Genomic DNA, 17,410 nt, shown 5'->3' on the forward strand with positions numbered 1-17,410 from the left:
CTTAAAGATTCGAGCGCTAGATTAAAAAACGATCAACGATCAAGGCTTTGACAATGACTTGCGAACGCGACAACTGCGACGACCTTCTGCTCGACAATCAGGCGTGCTTCGCCCTGCACTCGACCTCGCTGATGATGACCAAGGTCTACAAGCCGCTGTTGCAGGCGCTGGGCCTGACCTATCCGCAGTATCTGGCGATGATGGTGTTGTGGGAGAAGGACGGTCTGACTGTCGGAGAAATCAGCGCACGCCTGCTGACCGATCCGGGATCGCTGACGCCATTGCTCAAACGCCTGGAAGCCGAAGGCCTGCTCAGCCGCACCCGCAGTCGCGAAGATGAGCGGGTGGTGATTGTCGAACTGACCGCAGCAGGCCGCGCCTTGCGTGACAAGGCGCAGACCGTGCCGCAGTGCATCCTTGGCGCCAGTGGCTTCACCCTTGAACGTCTGCAGAAGTTGCAGGCCGAGCTGCAAGCGCTGCGCGGACATCTGCAAGACAGCCTGAATTAAGCCCCGCTACATTCCCCTGTGGGAGCGAGCCTGCTCGCGAAAGCGTCCGATCAGACAGCGAGTCGTTGAATGTTCCACCGCCTTCGCGAGCAGGCTCGCTCCCACAGTGATTTCAGCGCCAATAAAAATATTTTTCCCGCCTGCATTCCCTCGTCAAGCGCTCTAAATCAAGCCTTAACCGCCCCTTCCACGCTATGCCCTTGAACAAAATGCGATTTTTATTAAAAATTTATCTTGCGCGCTAAACATTAGCGCTATACATTCTCTTCACACCTACTTAGCGCGCAAACAATTAGCGCGCAAAAACGCAACCAATGAGGCTCACACCATGCAAACTCTCTACACCGCAATCGCAACTTCCACTGGCGGCCGTGACGGTCGTGCGATCTCCAGCGACAACGTACTCGACGTCAAACTGGCCACCCCGAAAGAACTCGGCGGTGCTGGCGGTGCGGCGACCAACCCTGAGCAACTGTTCGCTGCCGGTTACTCGGCCTGCTTCATCGGCGCACTGAAATTCGTCGCCAGCCAGACCAAGCGCAAGATTCCTGACGACGCGTCAATCACCGCGCATGTCGGCATCGGTCAGATTCCTGGCGGTTTCGGTCTGGACATTGATTTGCACATCAGCCTGCCGGGCCTGGAACAAGCCGATGCGCAGTCGCTGGTCGACGCCGCTCACCAGGTCTGCCCGTACTCCAACGCCACCCGTGGCAACGTCGATGTGCGTCTGCACGTGACTGTGTAATCACTCAAGCCCCCGGCCCGAACAAGGAAAAATGAACATGAACACCTTCAGCAAAGTCTTGACCGGTACCCTTCTCGCCCTGTCGGTACACAGCGCTTTCGCCGGTGATGTCGAACAAAACACCCAGGCATTCCTCGATGCGCTGAATTCAGGCAGCGGCAAGCCGATCGAGCAGCTGTCACCCAAGGATGCCCGCGCCGTGCTGGTCGGCGCGCAGTCCGGGGTCAAGTTGACGTTGCCCAAAGCCGATGTCAGCGAGAAGACCATCCAGGTCGATGGCCAACCGCTGAGCCTGACCATCGTCCGGCCGGCCGGGGTCAAGGGTGAGCTGCCGGTGTTCATGTTCTTCCACGGCGGCGGCTGGGTGCTGGGGGACTTCCCGACTCACGAACGTCTGGTGCGCGATCTCGTGGTCGGTTCGGGGGCGGCGGCGGTGTTCGTCAATTACACCCCTTCGCCGGAAGCGCATTACCCGGTGGCGATCAACCAGGCCTACGCTGCGACCAAGTGGGTGGCGGAACATGGCAAAGAGATCAATGTCGACGGCAAGCGCCTGGCCGTGGCCGGCAACAGCGTCGGCGGCAACATGGCCGCAGTGGTTGCGCTGATGGCCAAGGACAAGGGCACTCCGGCGATCAAATTCCAGGTGCTGCTGTGGCCGGTGACCGATGCCAACTTCGACACCGGTTCGTACAACCAGTACGCCGAAGGGCACTTCCTCACCCGCAACATGATGAAGTGGTTCTGGGACAACTACACCACCGACGCCAAGCAGCGCAACGAGATCTACGCCTCACCGCTGCGCGCCACCACCGCACAGCTCAAAGGCCTGCCGCCTGCACTGGTGCAGACTGCCAGCGCCGACGTGTTGCGTGATGAAGGCGAAGCCTATGCGCGCAAACTCGACGAAGCCGGGGTTCCGGTAACATCGGTGCGCTACAACGGCATGATCCACGACTACGGTTTGCTCAACGTGGTCAGCCAGGTACCGGCGGTGCGTTCGGCGATGTTGCAGGCTTCTGAAGCGCTGAAGCAACACTTGAAGTAATCACCGTCCCATTGTGGGAGCGAGTGTTTCTTACAGGCACAAAAAAACCCGACTCAATGGTCGGGTTTTTTCTTTCCGCAAAAAGCAGTGCTTATTTCGCACGGCCTTTGTAGGAACCGCCTTCGCGGGTATCGATCTCGATCATGTCGCCGATTTCGATGAAGTCGGCAACCGACAGCTCGGTACCGTTCTTCAGTTTGGCAGGCTTCATCACCTTGCCGGAAGTGTCACCGCGAGCGGAGCCTTCGGTGTAGTCAACCTGACGCACGATGGTGGTCGGCAGTTCTACGGAAACCAGACGCTCTTCGAAGAACACGGCTTCGCAAACGTCGGTCATGCCTTCTTCAACGAAAGGCAGAACGCTTTCGATATCTTCGGCGTTCAGCTCGTACATGGTGTAGTCAGTGGTGTCCATGAACGTGTAGGTGTCACCGCTGATGAACGACAGGGTGGCTTCTTTACGATCCAGGATCACGTCGTCCAGTTTGTCGTCCGCACCGTAAACGGTTTCGGTCTTGTAACCGGTCAGCAGGTTCTTCAGCTTGGTCTTCATGATCGCGCTGTTACGGCCCGACTTGGTGAATTCAGCTTTCTGAACCAGCCAAGGATCGTTGTCGATACGGATCACGGTACCGGGTTTGAGTTCTTTACCAGTTTTCATTGCGAATATCCGAATTTGGATGGGATTTACAAAAATCTAGGCCGCGTATCATATCCAATTTACATAAAACTGTACCAGCGCCGTGGCAAGATCCGCCTGCAAGGCCTGTTCCAGACACCATGCTTCGGCGTTCTCCTCGAGTTCCGGCCAATGATTTCGCACCGCCAGCCAGTGCTCGCCGATCGGTTGCCCGGCGCTCCATGCTCGCCACAGACCGTTCATCGCCTGCGCCGCAGCGGGTGAAAGGCCGTGAGTGTAGAGCGCGAGGAAAGCGTCGAGCTTGTCCAGATGGATGTCATCGTCCTGCTGATAGATGTGCCAGAGCATCGGCCGCCCCGCCCATTGCGCGCGAACGAATGAGTCTTCACCGCGCACCGCGTTGAAATCGCAGCACCAGAGCAGATGGTCGTATTGGTCCTGACGGACGAACGGCAGCACTTGCACGGTGAGCGAATCGCGCACGTGAATCGCGCCGACCATCAAGGTTTCAACGCCCAGCCAGCGCGCCACATCGCCGATAATTCGCCCTTCCGGCACCAGCAGGTGAGTCGGCCGTGCATCGGCCGCCAACACGTCCAGCCAACTGGCCAGCCCGGGGTTTTCATAAGCAAACAGCGAGATCAGTTGCGCGTCCGGAGCAGGATCGATACCCAAGGCTTGCAGGAAATGTCGCTGGGCCGGCCGATGCTGCTGAAACTGCCGACGCTGTTCGAGCAGTCCGCGTTCGCGCAGCAGGCCACCGGTGCCCGGCTTGAAGCCCGGAAAGAAGAAGAACTTCTGCACCGTTTTGTATTTTACCGACGGCAAGCCGTGGCAGCCGGTGACCCAGTCTTCGGCGCTGAGATAATCGAGGTTGAGCCACAGCGGTGGCGTTTCCCGTGCGGCCATGCTGTCCATGTAATCAGTGGGCAGTTGGCAGGCGAAGGCGGCGATGACTACGTCGGCCGCCTCGGCGTGCAGCCATTCGCTCGGCCACTGATGCACCTCGACGCCCTGCTGCCACTGCTGCACAACATCGACATCGATCTCAGGACAGAGGCGCTCGAACGCGCGCAGATCATCCACCCACAGGCGCACCGGCAAGGCATGCTCGGCCACCAGCTGCCGGGCCAGGCGCCAGGTTACGCCGATGTCACCGAAGTTATCGACCACGGTGCAGAAAATGTCCCAGCGGGGTTTCGCTTCAGGCATGCCGTTCTCCCGTTGGCAAAAAACCTCGATTGTCCGCATAAATGCGCTCGCGCAGAAGAGCCGACGGCGATTAATCTTCGTGCGACAATCGCCGCTTGCCCGCAACCATCCGCCAGGAGGCCGCCATGCCCTACCGTCCCAATCCCCGTCGTCCCTTGCCTGTTCAGCTTAGCGCGCTGCATCTGACCGGCAGCATTGCGCTGGGCCTGTGGCTGGGGTTCCTGGCGATTGCGCTGACCTGCTGGCTGCTTTCGCGCTTTATCTTTCCCGAGCAACTGGCCCCTGTCGCGCAAGCGGTGCAGCAGCGCGTCAATCCCCAGGCTGTGGCGCCCGTGCAGGTTCAGCCGGACATTCCACCGCAAAGTCCGCTGTTCCAACAGTACGAAGAAAACCTGCGCAAGAATGAACAGCAGGCCCGACTGGATCAGGCGCGCGCCAATTCGCGTAATGCGTCGAACCCGAAATGCCAGTTCTGGCTGCAGCAGGACCAGACCGCGCCGACCGAAAAGAGCCGCGCCAACGTTTTGCAATTCTGCGATTGATCATGAACAAACACAGCGTCCACCAGTTGATTCTCGACAAGCTGCGCATCGACCTCGACATCGCCGAGCGCGCCGCGCAAACCGCTTACGAAACCGCGACCCACGAAGAAAACATCGCCGAAAACAAGTACGACACGCTGGGGCTGGAGGCGTCGTATCTGGCGGCGGGTCAGGCGAAGCGGGTTGAGGAAATCCGTCAGTCACTGGCGCTGTGTCAGAACCTGACGTTGCGTGCCTACGATGAAAATCGCGGCATTGAAGTCGGCGCCCTGCTCGGTCTGGAGGACGAAAAGGGTCGCGAGCAATGGCTGTTTCTGGCGCCGGATGCGGCGGGGCTGAAAGTCGACGTGGTCGGTCAGCCGATCACCGTCATCACCCCGCGCTCGCCGCTTGGCAAAAGCCTGCTGGGCAAGTTCGCGGGCGATGAGGTGGAGATTCTGGTGGCGGGCACCCGGCAACAGTTTGCTGTCACCGAGGTGCTCTGAAGCGGGTGTTTAGTGAACGGGCAGTTCGACGCCGTCGAACAGCTCTTCGAGCTCTTGCTTGTTGTGGCACTGAATGGCCTTGGCCATGACTTCGCGGGTCAGGTGCGGGGCGAATTTCTCGATGAAGTCGCACATGAAGCCACGCAGGAAGGTGCCACGACGGAAACCGATCTTGGTGATGCTCGACTCGAACAGCTCGCTGGCATCCAGTACCACCAGGTCGTTATCGAGTTTGGTATCGACCGCCATTTTAGCCACGATGCCTACGCCCAGGCCCAGGCGCACGTAGGTTTTGATCACGTCGGCGTCAGCAGCAGTGAACACCACTTTCGGCGTCAGGCCACGATGGCTGAAGGCTTCGTCGAGCTTGGAACGGCCGGTGAAACCGAACACGTAAGTGACGATCGGATATTCGGCCAGCGCTTCGAGGGTCAGCTTCGGCAGCTTGGTCAGCGGGTGGCCATGGGGTACGACCACGCAGCGGTTCCAGCGGTAGCACGGCATCATCACCAGATCACCGAACAGCTCCAGCGCTTCAGTGGCAATGGCGAAATCGACGGTGCCGTCAGCGGCCATTTCGGCGATCTGCATCGGCGAGCCCTGATGCATGTGCAGGGCCACGTCCGGGTATTGCTTGATGAAATTGCTGATCACCGGCGGCAGCGCATAACGCGCCTGGGTGTGGGTGGTGGCGATCGACAGGGTGCCCTTCTTCTCGTTGGAGAATTCCTGGGCAATCTGCTTGATGCTTTCGACTTTGCGCAGGATCTCGCCAGCGGTGGTGATGATGCGCTCGCCGGCCGGGGTGACGCGGGTCAGGTGCTTGCCGCTGCGGGCGAAGACTTCGACGCCCAGCTCGTCTTCCAGCAGGCGGATCTGCTTACTGATGCCCGGTTGCGAGGTGTACAGGCTTTGAGCGGTAGCGGAAACGTTGAGGTCGTGGTGCGCCACTTCCCAGATGTAGCGCAGTTGTTGAAGCTTCATATCAATCCCTCAAAGCAGGTAGACGCCACGGGCATCAGCGACGGTATATAACTATATTAATGGTTCGAAGAATAAATCTAGAACTTTTTTATCAAAACGCCATTATTCCTGCTTCAGCGATCCTCACGCCGCCGGCGCTCCATCAGCGGCACCAGATAGACCGGCACCTTGGCCAGTTGCAGGACCCGCGCCGCCGTGCGCCCCAACGGCGTTTCCGCACCGACACCATGGCTGTGACTGCCGACGATCAGCAGATCGACCGAGAGCTTGTGCACCTGGTCGAGAATCACCTGCGACGGATCACCCTGCAGCACGCGCACCGCGCGTATGCGCTGCAGATCCTGTTCGCCGTCGTCCCCCAGTTCTTCACGAAAGCTGTCGAGCACCCGTTGTTCGATATTGGCGATGACTGTTTTCAGACCCTGACTATGGAATTCGTTCAATGCCTGTTCGTCGAGATAGCTTTGCAGCACCGACTCGGCAAACAGGCCCATGGGTTCCACCGCGTGTACTACATACAGATCGGCATTGAAGGTGCGCGCCAAGGCCAGGGCATGCTGCATCACGAACGGTGCGTACAGACCGAGGTCGGTGGCATACAGCATTGAGCGAATCATGGGACCTCCTCGCGAGCCAACGATGGCGGAGATTGATTCAGCTTAGCAGTGCCTTGGCGAGTACGACGTGCGACGCAACGTCCTGAATGAAAAGGCTCTAGATCGGCGGTTCGTTGCTGATGCCGTGGGGCACGTGGCCGGTGGCGACCACTTCGCGAGCCAGTTCGCAATGACCGGTCTGGTCATCGAAGAACACGTCGGCGGCGAAGGCTTCGAGGAACGCCGATTTGGTCAGGCCACCAAGAAACAGCGACTCATCGAGACGAATATCCCATTCCCGCAAGGTGCGAATCACCCGCTCATGGGCCGGCGCCGAACGCGCGGTAACCAGCGCCGTGCGGATCGGGCAATCGTCATCGGGAAACTCGCGCTGCAACAGATTGAGCGCTGCCAGAAAGCCCTTGAACGGCCCACCGCGCAAAGGCTCGCGTGCCGATTCGCGTTCCTTGGCCTGAAACGCTTCCAGGCCGCCGGACTGATAAACGCGCTCGGACTCGTCCGAGAAGATCACCGCGTCACCGTCGAAGGCGATACGCAATTCATCGCTGGCCGCACGGCTCGCGCCACCGGACAGGATCGTTGCCGCAGCGAACCCGGCGTCCAGCGCGGCACGCACGTCTTCGGCGTGGGTCGAGAGAAACAGGTCGCAGCCAAACGCTTTCAGATACGGATACGGACTGCGCCCGCCGACGAACGCCGCACGAGAAATCGCCAGGCCGTAATGATGAATCGAATTGAACACGCGCAGACCGGTGTCGGCGCTGTTGCGGGAAACCAGAATCACCTCGACCCGCGCGCGGCCGAGGCGGCTGTTCAGGCTCAGGAGTTTTTCCACCAGCGGGAACGCATCGCCCGGCGCGAGGATTTCATCTTCGTGCTCGATCTGATATTGCCGATAGGCTTCGACTCCGCTCGACAGGTAGACCTTGTGGCTTTCGCTCAGGTCGAACAAGGCGCGCGAGGAAATCGCCAGCACCAGTTTGTCATCGATGTTATTGGCCATGCCTTCCCCCAGAACAACCGACTCAGGTATTGCGTCGGTCGATAAAACCCAAATGGCGATACAACGCCTCGATGCGCGGCAACTCGCAGCCCGCCGCGTTCGCCGCCGCCAGTGGCCGGGCGTAGATCGCCTCCAGCTCCAGCGGACGCTTGTGTGCAAAATCGTGGTACATGCTCGGCCAGTAATCGGGCATTTTTTCCGTCATGGTGAACAGGTACTCGGCATAGCCGGGCGGGATCTCGTAACCACAGGCCTTGGCACCCTGAACCACTTCCGCCATCAACGCCTGAATCGACAGGCGGCTGTCGGCATCGGCCATCAGCGCTTGCGTTCCCGCGCCGAGCAATACTGAAAGTCCGTTATAGGGGATATTCCACACCAGCTTCTGCCAGCGCGCCTGATGCAGGTTGGCCATCGCTTGAGAGTCGATGCCGGCGGCACGGAACAGTCCGGCGCCCTCCTCGACGATCGCCATGCGCGCTACTTCATCAATGGCCGAGCCGCTGTGATAACCGACATTCACCGCGCCAAGGGCCTGATGGGTAATCTGCCCCGGCCCCTCGCGGTGCACGCAGATCAGGCACAGACCACCGAGCAGATGCAGCGAATCCGGCAACAGTGGTCGCAGGCTGTCTTCGACATCCAGACCGTTCTGCAGCAACAGCACTTTTGCGTCAGGTTTGGCGGCCTGAATGATCGCCGGGGCCAGACCGGCGTTGCTGGTGGTCTTGGTGCCGACCAGCAGCCAGTCACAGGGCGGCATGTCTTCGGCAGCGGAATAGGCATTGGCCGGATTCAGCGTCAACGGCCCGTGCACCGCACTGTTGATCTGCAAACCGCGCTCAGCCACGGCGGAAAATTCGCTGCGCAACAAGAAATGCACATCGAAACCGGCACGCGCCAGCATCACCCCGTAAAACCCGCCGATCGCACCGGTGCCAATAATTCCCACCACCGGTTTGCTGACTGTCTCGCTCATGGCAACTCCTCTGCAATTCGACCCAGCGCCTGTGCCACTGCCTGGTTGAGCTCGGCAACCGTCAGGCGGCTGTGCACTGCGCCAAAGAACTCGCCGTCGCGCACCACAAACAGCGCCGGCAAATGAAACACCTGATAACGCTCGACTAGGCCGCCATTGTTGCCGGCGTCGATCCAGCACAGCCGATCGATCGCCAGCGGCAATCCCGGCAACACCTCGCGGGCATAACGACAACTGGCGCAGCCGACGCTGGTGAAGATCACCAGAGAAACCCCGCGCATCGCCAGCAGCCGCTGGTCGGCGTCGAAGTCGGTCAGCTCGGATTCGACCACTATACTGGGGGAAACAATGTCAGATGGCCGACACAGGGAGTCTGTGCTCATGGGACGTTTCATTCCTCATCCGGACGAAGTGCCGGTTGAATTGACGTTACTCAAGCCTGAATGCATTTCCAGACAACAGCTGCACACTATCAGCCTCGGCGGCATCGCTTGCAATTACCACCGCGCCTGGCGCCACGGCACTGCACTGCAAGTACGCATGCCGACGCTGAATGCCGACTTCTGTTGCCCGGGCTACGTGGCCTGGTGTCTGCGCCGTAAAAAAGGCTATCTGGTGGGCATTGCCTTCACTGACGAACAGACCCTGTTCAGCGCGCGAATGGGTGAGCAGGTGTGTCAGATCGAACGCTATTCGCGCATGCAGGACAGCCACGACGATCTGCAGGATAGTCAGGCGCTGGCCCTGCAATGGGTCGAGGAGCACGCCGAAGAGTTCTCCCACGACAATGTGCGCAAGGCTTTTGCGCAGCCAGCGCTGGACTAAAGCACGGTTTGCCCATTGTCGAGCCGCCTCTGACGCGCTAAGGTTCGGCTCCCCCGACGCGCTAAATCTGCTGTGCTCCGCCGCGCGGGGATCGCTGGCGGCCGGCACCCGTGACCTGACGAGTAAACGATGGCTGATTTACCGATCAACGACCTAAACGTCGCCTCTAACGAGACCCTGATCACTCCCGATCAGCTCAAGCGTGATATCCCCCTGAGCGACGCCGCCCTGCGCACCGTCACCAAGGGCCGCGAAGTCATTCGCAACATTCTCGATGGCACCGACCACCGTCTGTTCGTCGTGATCGGCCCGTGCTCGATTCACGACATAAAGGCTGCCCACGAATACGCCGATCGCCTCAAGGTGCTCGCCGAGGAAGTCTCCGACACCCTGTATCTGGTCATGCGCGTGTATTTCGAGAAGCCGCGCACCACCGTCGGCTGGAAAGGTCTGATCAACGATCCGTATCTGGACGACTCGTTCAAGATCCAGGACGGTCTGCACATCGGTCGTCAGTTGCTGCTCGACCTGGCCGAGAAAGGCCTGCCGACCGCGACCGAAGCCCTCGACCCGATCTCCCCGCAGTATCTGCAGGATCTGATCAGCTGGTCGGCCATCGGCGCGCGTACCACCGAATCGCAGACTCACCGCGAAATGGCTTCCGGCCTGTCCTCGGCCGTCGGCTTCAAGAACGGCACCGATGGCGGCCTGACCGTGGCGATCAACGCCTTGCAGTCGGTGTCCAGCCCGCACCGTTTCCTCGGCATCAACCAGGAAGGTGGCGTGTCGATCGTCACCACCAAAGGCAACGCCTACGGTCACGTGGTGCTGCGTGGCGGTAATGGCAAGCCGAACTATGATTCGGTCAGCGTGGCCCTGTGCGAGCAGGCGCTGAACAAAGCGAAGATCAAGCCGAACATCATGGTCGATTGCAGCCACGCCAACTCCAACAAGGACCCGGCCCTGCAACCGCTGGTGATGGAAAACGTCGCCAACCAGATCCTCGAAGGCAACCAGTCGATCATCGGCCTGATGGTTGAGAGCCACCTGAACTGGGGCTGCCAGGCGATTCCGAAAGACCTCGCCGACCTGCAATACGGCGTGTCGATCACCGATGCCTGCATCGATTGGTCCGCTACCGAAAACACCTTGCGCAGCATGCACGCCAAGCTCAAGGACGTATTGCCGAAGCGTCAGCGCACGTAAGCTGCGTTTTACGGGCATAAAAAAACGCCGGACATTGTCCGGCGTTTTTGTGTGTGCGATTCAGATCTTCGCGGCGCGACGCTGATGGCGTTCCATGTAGCGCTCGACGTAGGAGCAAGACGGGATCACCGTGTAGCCCATTTCTTCGGCGTATTGCAGCGCGCGTTCAGTCAGCGCTGCGGCAATGCCACGGCCGCGCAGGGCATTAGGCACGAAGGTGCGGTAGATATCCAGGGTCTGCTTGCCCAGATCCATGTAGGTCAGGTAAGCACGATGACCGTCCACAGTGGTCTCGAATTGATGACCAGCCTGGTCATGGTGGATGGACAACGCCTCGCTCATCACTACTCCTCGCGGGTCTTGAATTGTGACCCCTACCTTACCGATGTTTTTCCGGCGAAGGAACATCTACGCCACCCCGTGCCTGATGGACACTGAGAAGAGCCACACCGATCTCGCGCAATCTGACACCTGCTGAATAGTAGGCACCATTGGCGAAAATGCTCAAGGTACGCTCGTCATCGGATGGTTTGCGTGCATTGGCATCGATGGTCGCAGGTTCGGCCGCAAGACAATCTTTGCGTGCCGTTTGCCTGAACATTGCCGGAATGTTGAGACTTAAGACGTGCAACCTTTTTTAAAGTCACCTGTACATCAACAAAGATACGCGAAGCGCTTCGCAGAACCTGAACAAAAGTGTGGACGAATTCATTTAGAAAGACTTTAGCCGAAGTCGCAAAAACAGCGCACGAGGGCGGGAACTTTTTCCGTTTGAGTCGCTCACGCCGGGGCTTGCAGCTGGATATTTTTTATACAGCGCAGTTAAAAGTTGCTCGAAAAAGAATCAACGCCTACAATTTTTTTTGCTTCTTGCGCTACGTCAGTTTACTTACTACAAGTAATGGGTAGTATGTACGCCGGCTATTTCCTCAATCGTGAGGAGACAGCCACTTAATTTGAAAGTCCTTGAAGGGGAACACGATGAACAACGTTCTGAAATTCTCTGCTCTGGCTCTGGCCGCAGTTCTGGCTACCGGTTGCAGCAGCGCATCGAAAGAAACCGAAGCACGTCTGACCGCTACTGAAGACGCAGCTGCTCGCTCCCAGGCTCGTGCAGACGAAGCTTACCGTAAAGCTGATGAAGCTCTGGCTGCTGCTCAAAAAGCACAACAGACTGCTGACGAAGCTAACGAGCGTGCTCTGCGCATGCTGGAAAAAGCTAGCCGCAAGTAATAATCCCTCGGGATTGTTATCGAGCCGATCCGGTTTTCCGGGTCGGCTTTTTTGTGCCCGGCGCTTTTCCCCGCGCAACAAAAAACCCGCCGACGCTGCACGCATCGGCGGGTTTTCAATCAGCTCTTATTGCTGCAGATCGATCGGTGCACTGCTCACCATTGGCGCCGAGGTATTCGGCACGGCGATCTCTACCGGCAGGCCGTCTTCGGCGGCGACCACATCACGCACCACATCCCAGTTCATGCGCAAATTGCTGGTGATGTCTTCACGCTTGAGCATCGCGTTGATCACCGCGGTGTGCTTGTCGACTACCGACGGGTTGCCCTTGTCGTCGAGCGGCGTGTGCGCTTCCAGATAGACCTTGCCGCCACTGCGACCGAACTTGTACGGGTCGTTGATGATGCGCACCGAGGTGCCGACCGGGACCATGCCGGCCATTTCCAGCACGTTGTTGTTGAACATGCGGAAGCAGCCGTGGCTGGTGCGCATGCCGATGCCGAACTTCTTGTTCGAACCGTGGATCAGGTAGCCCGGCGTGCCGAGGGTGAACTTGAACGGCCCCAGCGGGTTATCAGGACCGGCCGGCACCACATTCGGCAGCGGATCACCGTCAGCAGCGTGTTCGGCCTTGATCGAAGCCGGAGGCGTCCACGTCGGGTTCGGTGTCTTGGCTATGATCGAGGTGTGCGCGATCGGCGAGCCCCAGCCTTCGCGGCCGATACCCAGCGGGAACGTGTACACCACGTCGCGGCCTTTCGGATAGTAATAGAGACGGTATTCGGCGAGGTTGATGACGATGCCTTCACGCGGGCCCGGCGGCAGGATGAAGCGCGTCGGCAGGACGATCTCGGTACCGGCGCCAGGCAGCCAGGCATCGATGCCCGGGTTGGCCGCAACCATTTCCGAATAGCCCAGATCGTAGGTGGTGCCCAAGTCGGCGAAGGTGTCTTCGTACTTGGCTTTGATCACCTGCACCTGGCCGACGATGTCCTCGCCGGGTGGTGGCAGGGGAAGCTCCAATGCAGCAACGGGACCGGCCACACACAGGGCGGCAAGTGACAGGCAGCGGGTGACGGCAGGAAAGCGCGGCAACATCCGGAAAATCCTTCGCATGATCATCAAGGGTATAAGGGCGCGATTGTACACCGCGGCTTGGGGATTCGGGGAGGTAGCACCGCTATTGGCGACAGGGTGCTCCCACACTTTGATCTTGAGCGCTCAGAGTTCGAATCGCAGCTCAGGCCAGATCGGCGAGGTGCCGCGCTTCTGCGATTCGAGAATCGCCCGGCACAGCGAGCACAGGCGCTGATCCTGGAACACCCGGCGATCAACATTCGACCAGCGCGGTTGCGCCGGCAGCAGAGTGCCGCACAGCGTGCGATCGGCCGAGCCACCGAGTTCCAGCTGCCGCGTCACCAGATGCACCCGCACTTCCTGGCAGGCGAACAGATCCAGCTGCTCGTCAGGCTCGATCAGTTGGTAGGCAAACAGGGACCAGGCAGGACGCGGCATCGGGGGCTCCAAATTCGGGGGCGCCACATTAGCCGAAAGCCTGCCACTAGAAAAGCCTCATAACAGCGGTTTTAGCGTCGGCCAGACATTTTCCAGCAACTTGCCCTGAGCCCCGGCCGCTGGGTGCAGACCGTCGGCCTGCATCAGGTCCGGATGACCACCGACACCTTCGAGAAAAAACGGCACCAACGGGATGTTTTTCTCTTCCGCGAGCTTGCCGTAAACCTCGGCGAACGAATCGGTGTAGCGCTTGCCATAATTGGGTGGCAACTGCATGCCGAGCAGCAGCACTTTCGCGCCGCTCTGCCGCGAGCTGTCGATCATCGAGGAAAGATTTCGTTGCAATTGCGCTGGCGGCATCCCGCGCAGGCCGTCATTGCCACCCAGCTCGAGGATCACCAACTCCGGCTTATGCTCTGCAAGCAGCGCCGGCAGCCGCGCCTGGCCTCCGGCGCTGGTGTCACCACTGATCGAGGCGTTGACCACTTTATCGTCGAAACCCTCCTGTTTGAGCCGCTGCTCGAGCAGCGACACCCACCCCAGACGGGTATCCAGGCCGAAACCGGCGCTGATACTATCGCCAACGATCAGGACAGTACCCGCCGCTGCGTTCTGGGCCATGCACATCAAGGCCAGGCCAGCACTCAAAAACCATACACGCATCGGATTCTCCATGGGCGCAAGCATTCTCACCGCGAAGAACCTCAGCAAAGTGGTCCCTAGCGCGGAAGGTGAACTGACTATCCTGCACGAACTCAGCCTGGAACTGAACAAGGGCGACAGCCTGGCCATCGTCGGCGCGTCCGGTTCCGGCAAATCCACCCTCCTCGGCCTGCTCGCCGGCCTCGACCTGCCGAGCAGCGGCGAAGTCACCCTCGCCGGCCAGGGCCTGAGCAATCTCGACGAAGACCAGCGCGCACGAATCCGCGCCGAGCACGTCGGGTTTGTCTTCCAGTCATTTCAGTTGCTCGACAGCCTCAACGCGCTGGAAAACGTCATGCTGCCGCTTGAGCTCGACGGCCGCAAAGATGCCCGCGAGCGCGCCACGCAATTGCTCCAGCGCGTCGGGCTCGGGCAGCGCCTGACCCACTCGCCGCGCCAGCTCTCCGGTGGTGAACAGCAGCGCGTGGCCATCGCCCGCGCCTTCGCGGCCGAACCGGACGTGCTGTTCGCCGACGAGCCGACCGGCAACCTCGACAGCCACACCGGCGAGCGCATCAGCGACTTGCTGTTCGAATTGAACAAGGAACGCGGCACCACCCTGGTGCTGGTGACCCACGACGAACGCCTGGCCCATCGCTGCCGGCGCCTGATCCGTCTTGAAGCCGGGCTGCTGGTCGCCCCTCTGGAGCCTTGATGGCACGTCTGCCGCTGTTGCGTCTGTTCAGCCTTGCCCTGCGCCAACTCATGCGCGATGCCCGCGCCGGTGAGTTGCGCGTGTTGTTCTTTGCGCTGGTGGTGGCCGTCGCGGCGAGCACCGCGATCGGCTATTTCGGCGCCCGCCTCAATGGCGCGATGATGCTGCGCGCTACCGAGTTTCTCGGTGCCGATCTGGTCCTTGAAGGCAGCTCGCCGGCCCGCGAGGAGCAAATCCGCAGCGGCACCGAACTGCGCCTCAATCATGCGCAAGTGGTGGAGTTTTCCAGCGTCATTGCCACCGACAACGGCATTCAGTTATCCAGCATCAAAGCCGTCGACCGCGCCTATCCACTGCGTGGCGAGCTGAAGAGCGCGCCCGCACCCTTTGCCCAGGAAGAAGTCGGCGGCGAACCGCAATCCGGTGAAGCCTGGGTCGAGGCACGTCTGTTGACCGCGCTGGATCTGAAGATCGGCGACAACATCGACGTCGGCATGAAGACCTTGAAGCTGACCCGCGTGCTGACCTACGAGCCGGATCGCGCTGGCAACTTCTACAGCCTGACGCCACGGGTGCTGATCAATCTTGACGACCTCGCCGCCACCGGCGTGGTGCAACCGGGCAGCCGGGTAAGCTATCGAGAACTGTGGCGCGGTGAACCGCAGACGCTGGAAACCTATCGTGAGTTGATCAAACCGGGCCTCGCTGCAAACCAGCGAATCCAGGATGCCCGCGACGGCAACCGACAGATTGGCGGCGCGCTGGGCAAGGCCGAGCGCTACCTGAACATGGCCAGTCTGGTTGCGGTATTGCTGGCTGGCGTAGCCGTGGCGTTGTCGGCGAACCGTTTCGCCAGTCGACGTTTCGACGCCAGTGCCTTGCTGCGCTGCCTCGGCTTGTCGCGCCGGGAAACCATGGTGCTGTTCAGCCTGCAACTGACCGTGCTCGGCCTGGTTGCCGCCATCAGTGGCGCGCTGCTCGGCTGGCTGGCGCAACTGGGGCTGTTCGCCCTGCTGCATGATTTGCTGCCAAGTGACGTACCGCCGGGCGGGCTGTTTCCGGCGATGGCCGGGATTGGCACCGGGCTGGTGGCGCTGGCGGGTTTTGCCTTGCCGCCATTGGCTGCACTGGGTCGCGTGCCGCCGCTGCGGGTGTTGCGCCGCGACATGCTGCCGATCCCCTCGAGCACATGGATGGTCTACGGCGCGGCGCTGGGTGCGCTGGGCCTGATCATGTGGCGTCTGAGCCTCGACCTGCTGCTGACCTTCGCCCTGCTCGGCGGTGGCGTGGTCGCCGCGCTGGTGCTGGGCGGCCTGCTGTTGTTGCTGCTGCAAAGCCTGCGCCGCATGCTCGCCCGCGCCTCGTTGCCATGGCGTCTGGGCCTTGGCCAGTTGTTGCGGCATCCATTGGCGGCGGCCGGGCAGTCGCTGGCGTTCGGTCTGATCCTGTTGTCGATGGCGCTGATCGCACTGCTGCGCGGCGAACTGCTCGACACCTGGCAAAACCAGCTACCGAAAAACGCGCCGAACTATTTCGCGCTGAATATCCTCCCGGCTGACAAGCAGGCCTTCGCCGATCACCTGATCAAGGTGTCGGCGCAAGCGGCGCCGTTGTATCCGGTGGTGCCGGGTCGGTTGATCAGCATCAATGGCGAGGCGGTGCAGCAAATCGTCAGCAAGGACTCGGCCGGTGACCGCGCCATCCAGCGTGACCTGAGCCTGACCTGGGCGGCAGATCTGCCGGCGGGCAACAAGCTCACCGCCGGCTCGTGGTGGAGCGGCCAGCCGTCCGACGACGTGCCGGGGGTTTCGGTGGAAGGCAAGGTGGCCGAAAGCCTGAAACTCAAACTCGGCGATCACATGGTATTCAGCGTCGGCGGGGTCAATCGCGAAGCGAAGGTCACCAGCCTGCGCGAAATCAACTGGGACAACTTCCAGCCGAACTTCTTCATGATCTTCCAGCCCGGCACCTTGAAGGATCTGCCCGCGACCTACCTGACCAGTTTCTACCTGGCGCCAGGGCATGATCAGCAGATCGTCGAGCTGTCGCGGACCTTCCCGGCGGTGACCATCCTGCAGGTCGAAGCGTTGCTCGAACAGCTGCGCAGCATCCTCGCTCAGGTCACCCTGGCGGTGGAATATGTGTTGTTGTTTGTTCTGGCTGCGGGGATGGCCGTGCTGTTCTCCGGTCTGCAAGCGACGCTGGATGAACGAATCCGCCAGGGTGCGCTATTACGCGCGCTGGGCGCCGAGCGGCAGTTGCTGATCAAGGCGCGGCGTATCGAATTCGGTTTGTTGGGTGCGGTCAGCGGTCTGCTCGCGGCGATCGGTTCGGAGGTGGTCAGTCTGGTGCTGTACCGCTTCGCCTTCGATTTGCCGTGGCATCCGCATCCATGGCTGCTGGTGCTACCGCTGATTGGCGCCGCGCTGATTGGTGGCGCCGGTGTGTTCGGCACGCGTCGGGCGCTGAACGCCAGCCCGCTGACAGTGTTGCGCGAGGGTTGATAG

General features: G+C 60.5%; 21 protein-coding genes. 10 read left to right on the forward strand and 11 right to left on the reverse strand.

The window, feature by feature from the left end; all coding sequences use genetic code 11:
• The first annotated feature begins 53 nt into the window (after window positions 1–53).
• From V8J63_RS09125 to V8J63_RS09135, 3 genes are all read left to right on the forward strand, one after another.
• Window positions 54–509 carry a MarR family winged helix-turn-helix transcriptional regulator gene (locus V8J63_RS09125; RefSeq protein WP_073472431.1) on the forward strand — a complete coding sequence of 152 codons (456 nt, stop codon included), beginning with the start codon at window positions 54–56 and terminating at the stop codon, window positions 507–509.
• A gap of 328 nt (window positions 510–837) precedes the next feature.
• Window positions 838–1,257, forward strand: coding sequence for an organic hydroperoxide resistance protein (locus tag V8J63_RS09130; RefSeq protein ID WP_007940002.1), 420 nt, complete (start codon window positions 838–840; stop codon window positions 1,255–1,257).
• Window positions 1,258–1,294: 37 nt separating this feature from the next.
• Window positions 1,295–2,305, forward strand: a complete 1,011-nt coding sequence (locus tag V8J63_RS09135) for an alpha/beta hydrolase (protein ID WP_130889152.1) — start codon at window positions 1,295–1,297, stop codon at window positions 2,303–2,305.
• 91 nt (window positions 2,306–2,396) lie between these two features.
• On the opposite strand, the gene V8J63_RS09140 is transcribed toward V8J63_RS09135, so the two are convergent.
• The gene (locus V8J63_RS09140; RefSeq protein WP_003226785.1) at window positions 2,397–2,966 is read right to left on the reverse strand and encodes an elongation factor P; all 570 of its coding nucleotides are present in this window, start codon (window positions 2,964–2,966) and stop codon (window positions 2,397–2,399) included.
• Window positions 2,967–3,014: 48 nt separating this feature from the next.
• Window positions 3,015–4,157 (reverse strand): elongation factor P maturation arginine rhamnosyltransferase EarP, encoded by a 1,143-nt coding sequence (gene earP, locus V8J63_RS09145; protein WP_336463916.1) that lies wholly within the window; start codon window positions 4,155–4,157, stop codon window positions 3,015–3,017.
• Between the two features lie 125 nt (window positions 4,158–4,282).
• Between earP and V8J63_RS09150 the strand changes: the two genes are divergently transcribed.
• Complete coding sequence (locus V8J63_RS09150; protein WP_071173125.1) at window positions 4,283–4,699, forward strand: hypothetical protein; 417 nt, start codon at window positions 4,283–4,285, stop codon at window positions 4,697–4,699.
• 2 nt (window positions 4,700–4,701) lie between these two features.
• The gene (locus V8J63_RS09155) at window positions 4,702–5,184 is read left to right on the forward strand and encodes a GreA/GreB family elongation factor (RefSeq protein ID WP_024013776.1); all 483 of its coding nucleotides are present in this window, start codon (window positions 4,702–4,704) and stop codon (window positions 5,182–5,184) included.
• Window positions 5,185–5,193: 9 nt separating this feature from the next.
• On the opposite strand, the gene cysB is transcribed toward V8J63_RS09155, so the two are convergent.
• The 5 genes from cysB to V8J63_RS09180 all read right to left on the reverse strand — a co-directional run bounded on the left by cysB (window position 5,194) and on the right by V8J63_RS09180 (window position 9,150).
• The gene (gene cysB / locus V8J63_RS09160) at window positions 5,194–6,168 is read right to left on the reverse strand and encodes an HTH-type transcriptional regulator CysB (protein WP_016770873.1); all 975 of its coding nucleotides are present in this window, start codon (window positions 6,166–6,168) and stop codon (window positions 5,194–5,196) included.
• 113 nt (window positions 6,169–6,281) lie between these two features.
• Window positions 6,282–6,785, reverse strand: coding sequence for a universal stress protein (locus V8J63_RS09165; RefSeq protein WP_016770874.1), 504 nt, complete (start codon window positions 6,783–6,785; stop codon window positions 6,282–6,284).
• A gap of 97 nt (window positions 6,786–6,882) precedes the next feature.
• Complete coding sequence (locus tag V8J63_RS09170; RefSeq protein WP_024013777.1) at window positions 6,883–7,788, reverse strand: 5'-nucleotidase; 906 nt, start codon at window positions 7,786–7,788, stop codon at window positions 6,883–6,885.
• Window positions 7,789–7,810: 22 nt separating this feature from the next.
• Window positions 7,811–8,767 carry a putative 2-dehydropantoate 2-reductase gene (locus tag V8J63_RS09175; protein ID WP_336463917.1) on the reverse strand — a complete coding sequence of 319 codons (957 nt, stop codon included), beginning with the start codon at window positions 8,765–8,767 and terminating at the stop codon, window positions 7,811–7,813.
• Complete coding sequence (locus tag V8J63_RS09180; protein ID WP_073472427.1) at window positions 8,764–9,150, reverse strand: thioredoxin family protein; 387 nt, start codon at window positions 9,148–9,150, stop codon at window positions 8,764–8,766. Before V8J63_RS09180 ends, V8J63_RS09175 begins: the two co-directional genes overlap by 4 nt.
• On the opposite strand from V8J63_RS09180, the gene V8J63_RS09185 reads away from it, so the two are divergent.
• Both V8J63_RS09185 and V8J63_RS09190 read left to right on the forward strand, forming a co-directional pair.
• Window positions 9,149–9,592, forward strand: a complete 444-nt coding sequence (locus V8J63_RS09185; RefSeq protein WP_217878622.1) for a PilZ domain-containing protein — start codon at window positions 9,149–9,151, stop codon at window positions 9,590–9,592. The two genes, V8J63_RS09180 and V8J63_RS09185, sit on opposite strands and share 2 nt — an antisense overlap.
• 129 nt (window positions 9,593–9,721) lie before the next feature.
• Window positions 9,722–10,798: a 3-deoxy-7-phosphoheptulonate synthase gene (locus V8J63_RS09190; protein ID WP_016770878.1), complete on the forward strand. Its 1,077-nt coding sequence runs from the start codon at window positions 9,722–9,724 to the stop codon at window positions 10,796–10,798.
• 60 nt (window positions 10,799–10,858) lie between these two features.
• Here the strand turns inward: V8J63_RS09190 and V8J63_RS09195 are convergent, their stop codons facing one another.
• Window positions 10,859–11,140: a GNAT family N-acetyltransferase gene (locus V8J63_RS09195; protein WP_016770879.1), complete on the reverse strand. Its 282-nt coding sequence runs from the start codon at window positions 11,138–11,140 to the stop codon at window positions 10,859–10,861.
• A 639-nt stretch (window positions 11,141–11,779) separates the two neighbouring features.
• Between V8J63_RS09195 and oprI the strand changes: the two genes are divergently transcribed.
• A complete protein-coding gene (oprI, locus tag V8J63_RS09200) occupies window positions 11,780–12,031 on the forward strand; it encodes an outer membrane lipoprotei OprI (RefSeq protein ID WP_003183784.1) in 252 nt (83 codons plus the stop codon).
• Window positions 12,032–12,157: 126 nt separating this feature from the next.
• Here oprI and V8J63_RS09205 read toward each other — a convergent pair whose 3' ends face one another.
• The 3 genes from V8J63_RS09205 to V8J63_RS09215 all read right to left on the reverse strand — a co-directional run bounded on the left by V8J63_RS09205 (window position 12,158) and on the right by V8J63_RS09215 (window position 14,209).
• Complete coding sequence (locus V8J63_RS09205) at window positions 12,158–13,129, reverse strand: L,D-transpeptidase family protein (protein ID WP_024013783.1); 972 nt, start codon at window positions 13,127–13,129, stop codon at window positions 12,158–12,160.
• Between the two features lie 123 nt (window positions 13,130–13,252).
• On the reverse strand, window positions 13,253–13,546 hold the full coding sequence (locus V8J63_RS09210; protein ID WP_016770881.1) for a hypothetical protein: 294 nt from the start codon (window positions 13,544–13,546) through the stop codon (window positions 13,253–13,255).
• A 57-nt stretch (window positions 13,547–13,603) separates the two neighbouring features.
• Complete coding sequence (locus tag V8J63_RS09215) at window positions 13,604–14,209, reverse strand: arylesterase (RefSeq protein WP_071173130.1); 606 nt, start codon at window positions 14,207–14,209, stop codon at window positions 13,604–13,606.
• A gap of 10 nt (window positions 14,210–14,219) precedes the next feature.
• On the opposite strand from V8J63_RS09215, the gene V8J63_RS09220 reads away from it, so the two are divergent.
• Together V8J63_RS09220 and V8J63_RS09225 are read left to right on the forward strand one after the other, a co-directional pair.
• Window positions 14,220–14,903 (forward strand): ABC transporter ATP-binding protein, encoded by a 684-nt coding sequence (locus tag V8J63_RS09220; RefSeq protein ID WP_016770883.1) that lies wholly within the window; start codon window positions 14,220–14,222, stop codon window positions 14,901–14,903.
• The gene (locus tag V8J63_RS09225) at window positions 14,903–17,407 is read left to right on the forward strand and encodes an ABC transporter permease (RefSeq protein WP_336463919.1); all 2,505 of its coding nucleotides are present in this window, start codon (window positions 14,903–14,905) and stop codon (window positions 17,405–17,407) included. The genes V8J63_RS09220 and V8J63_RS09225 overlap by 1 nt, the downstream gene beginning before the upstream one ends.
• Window positions 17,408–17,410 lie beyond the last annotated feature (3 nt).

This window comes from Pseudomonas sp. CCNWLW23, from assembly GCF_037095675.1.
Lineage (GTDB): Bacteria > Pseudomonadota > Gammaproteobacteria > Pseudomonadales > Pseudomonadaceae > Aquipseudomonas > Aquipseudomonas atacamensis.

Bases quoted from the DNA above. Each gene is read 5' to 3' on its own strand.
- oprI (WP_003183784.1), top strand. From the start codon at position 11,780: ATGAACAACGTTCTGAAATTCTCTGCTCTGGCTCTGGCCGCAGTTCTG.
- V8J63_RS09180 (WP_073472427.1), bottom strand. From the start codon at position 9,150: ATGAGCACAGACTCCCTGTGTCGGCCATCTGACATTGTTTCCCCCAGT.
- V8J63_RS09210 (WP_016770881.1), bottom strand. From the start codon at position 13,546: ATGCCGCGTCCTGCCTGGTCCCTGTTTGCCTACCAACTGATCGAGCCT.
- V8J63_RS09225 (WP_336463919.1), top strand. From the start codon at position 14,903: ATGGCACGTCTGCCGCTGTTGCGTCTGTTCAGCCTTGCCCTGCGCCAA.
- V8J63_RS09150 (WP_071173125.1), top strand. From the start codon at position 4,283: ATGCCCTACCGTCCCAATCCCCGTCGTCCCTTGCCTGTTCAGCTTAGC.
- V8J63_RS09135 (WP_130889152.1), top strand. From the start codon at position 1,295: ATGAACACCTTCAGCAAAGTCTTGACCGGTACCCTTCTCGCCCTGTCG.
- V8J63_RS09195 (WP_016770879.1), bottom strand. From the start codon at position 11,140: ATGAGCGAGGCGTTGTCCATCCACCATGACCAGGCTGGTCATCAATTC.
- V8J63_RS09170 (WP_024013777.1), bottom strand. From the start codon at position 7,788: ATGGCCAATAACATCGATGACAAACTGGTGCTGGCGATTTCCTCGCGC.
- V8J63_RS09155 (WP_024013776.1), top strand. From the start codon at position 4,702: ATGAACAAACACAGCGTCCACCAGTTGATTCTCGACAAGCTGCGCATC.
- V8J63_RS09190 (WP_016770878.1), top strand. From the start codon at position 9,722: ATGGCTGATTTACCGATCAACGACCTAAACGTCGCCTCTAACGAGACC.
- V8J63_RS09125 (WP_073472431.1), top strand. From the start codon at position 54: ATGACTTGCGAACGCGACAACTGCGACGACCTTCTGCTCGACAATCAG.
- V8J63_RS09205 (WP_024013783.1), bottom strand. From the start codon at position 13,129: ATGTTGCCGCGCTTTCCTGCCGTCACCCGCTGCCTGTCACTTGCCGCC.
- earP (WP_336463916.1), bottom strand. From the start codon at position 4,157: ATGCCTGAAGCGAAACCCCGCTGGGACATTTTCTGCACCGTGGTCGAT.
- V8J63_RS09165 (WP_016770874.1), bottom strand. From the start codon at position 6,785: ATGATTCGCTCAATGCTGTATGCCACCGACCTCGGTCTGTACGCACCG.
- V8J63_RS09215 (WP_071173130.1), bottom strand. From the start codon at position 14,209: ATGCGTGTATGGTTTTTGAGTGCTGGCCTGGCCTTGATGTGCATGGCC.
- V8J63_RS09220 (WP_016770883.1), top strand. From the start codon at position 14,220: ATGGGCGCAAGCATTCTCACCGCGAAGAACCTCAGCAAAGTGGTCCCT.
- V8J63_RS09175 (WP_336463917.1), bottom strand. From the start codon at position 8,767: ATGAGCGAGACAGTCAGCAAACCGGTGGTGGGAATTATTGGCACCGGT.
- cysB (WP_016770873.1), bottom strand. From the start codon at position 6,168: ATGAAGCTTCAACAACTGCGCTACATCTGGGAAGTGGCGCACCACGAC.
- V8J63_RS09130 (WP_007940002.1), top strand. From the start codon at position 838: ATGCAAACTCTCTACACCGCAATCGCAACTTCCACTGGCGGCCGTGAC.
- V8J63_RS09140 (WP_003226785.1), bottom strand. From the start codon at position 2,966: ATGAAAACTGGTAAAGAACTCAAACCCGGTACCGTGATCCGTATCGAC.
- V8J63_RS09185 (WP_217878622.1), top strand. From the start codon at position 9,149: ATGGGACGTTTCATTCCTCATCCGGACGAAGTGCCGGTTGAATTGACG.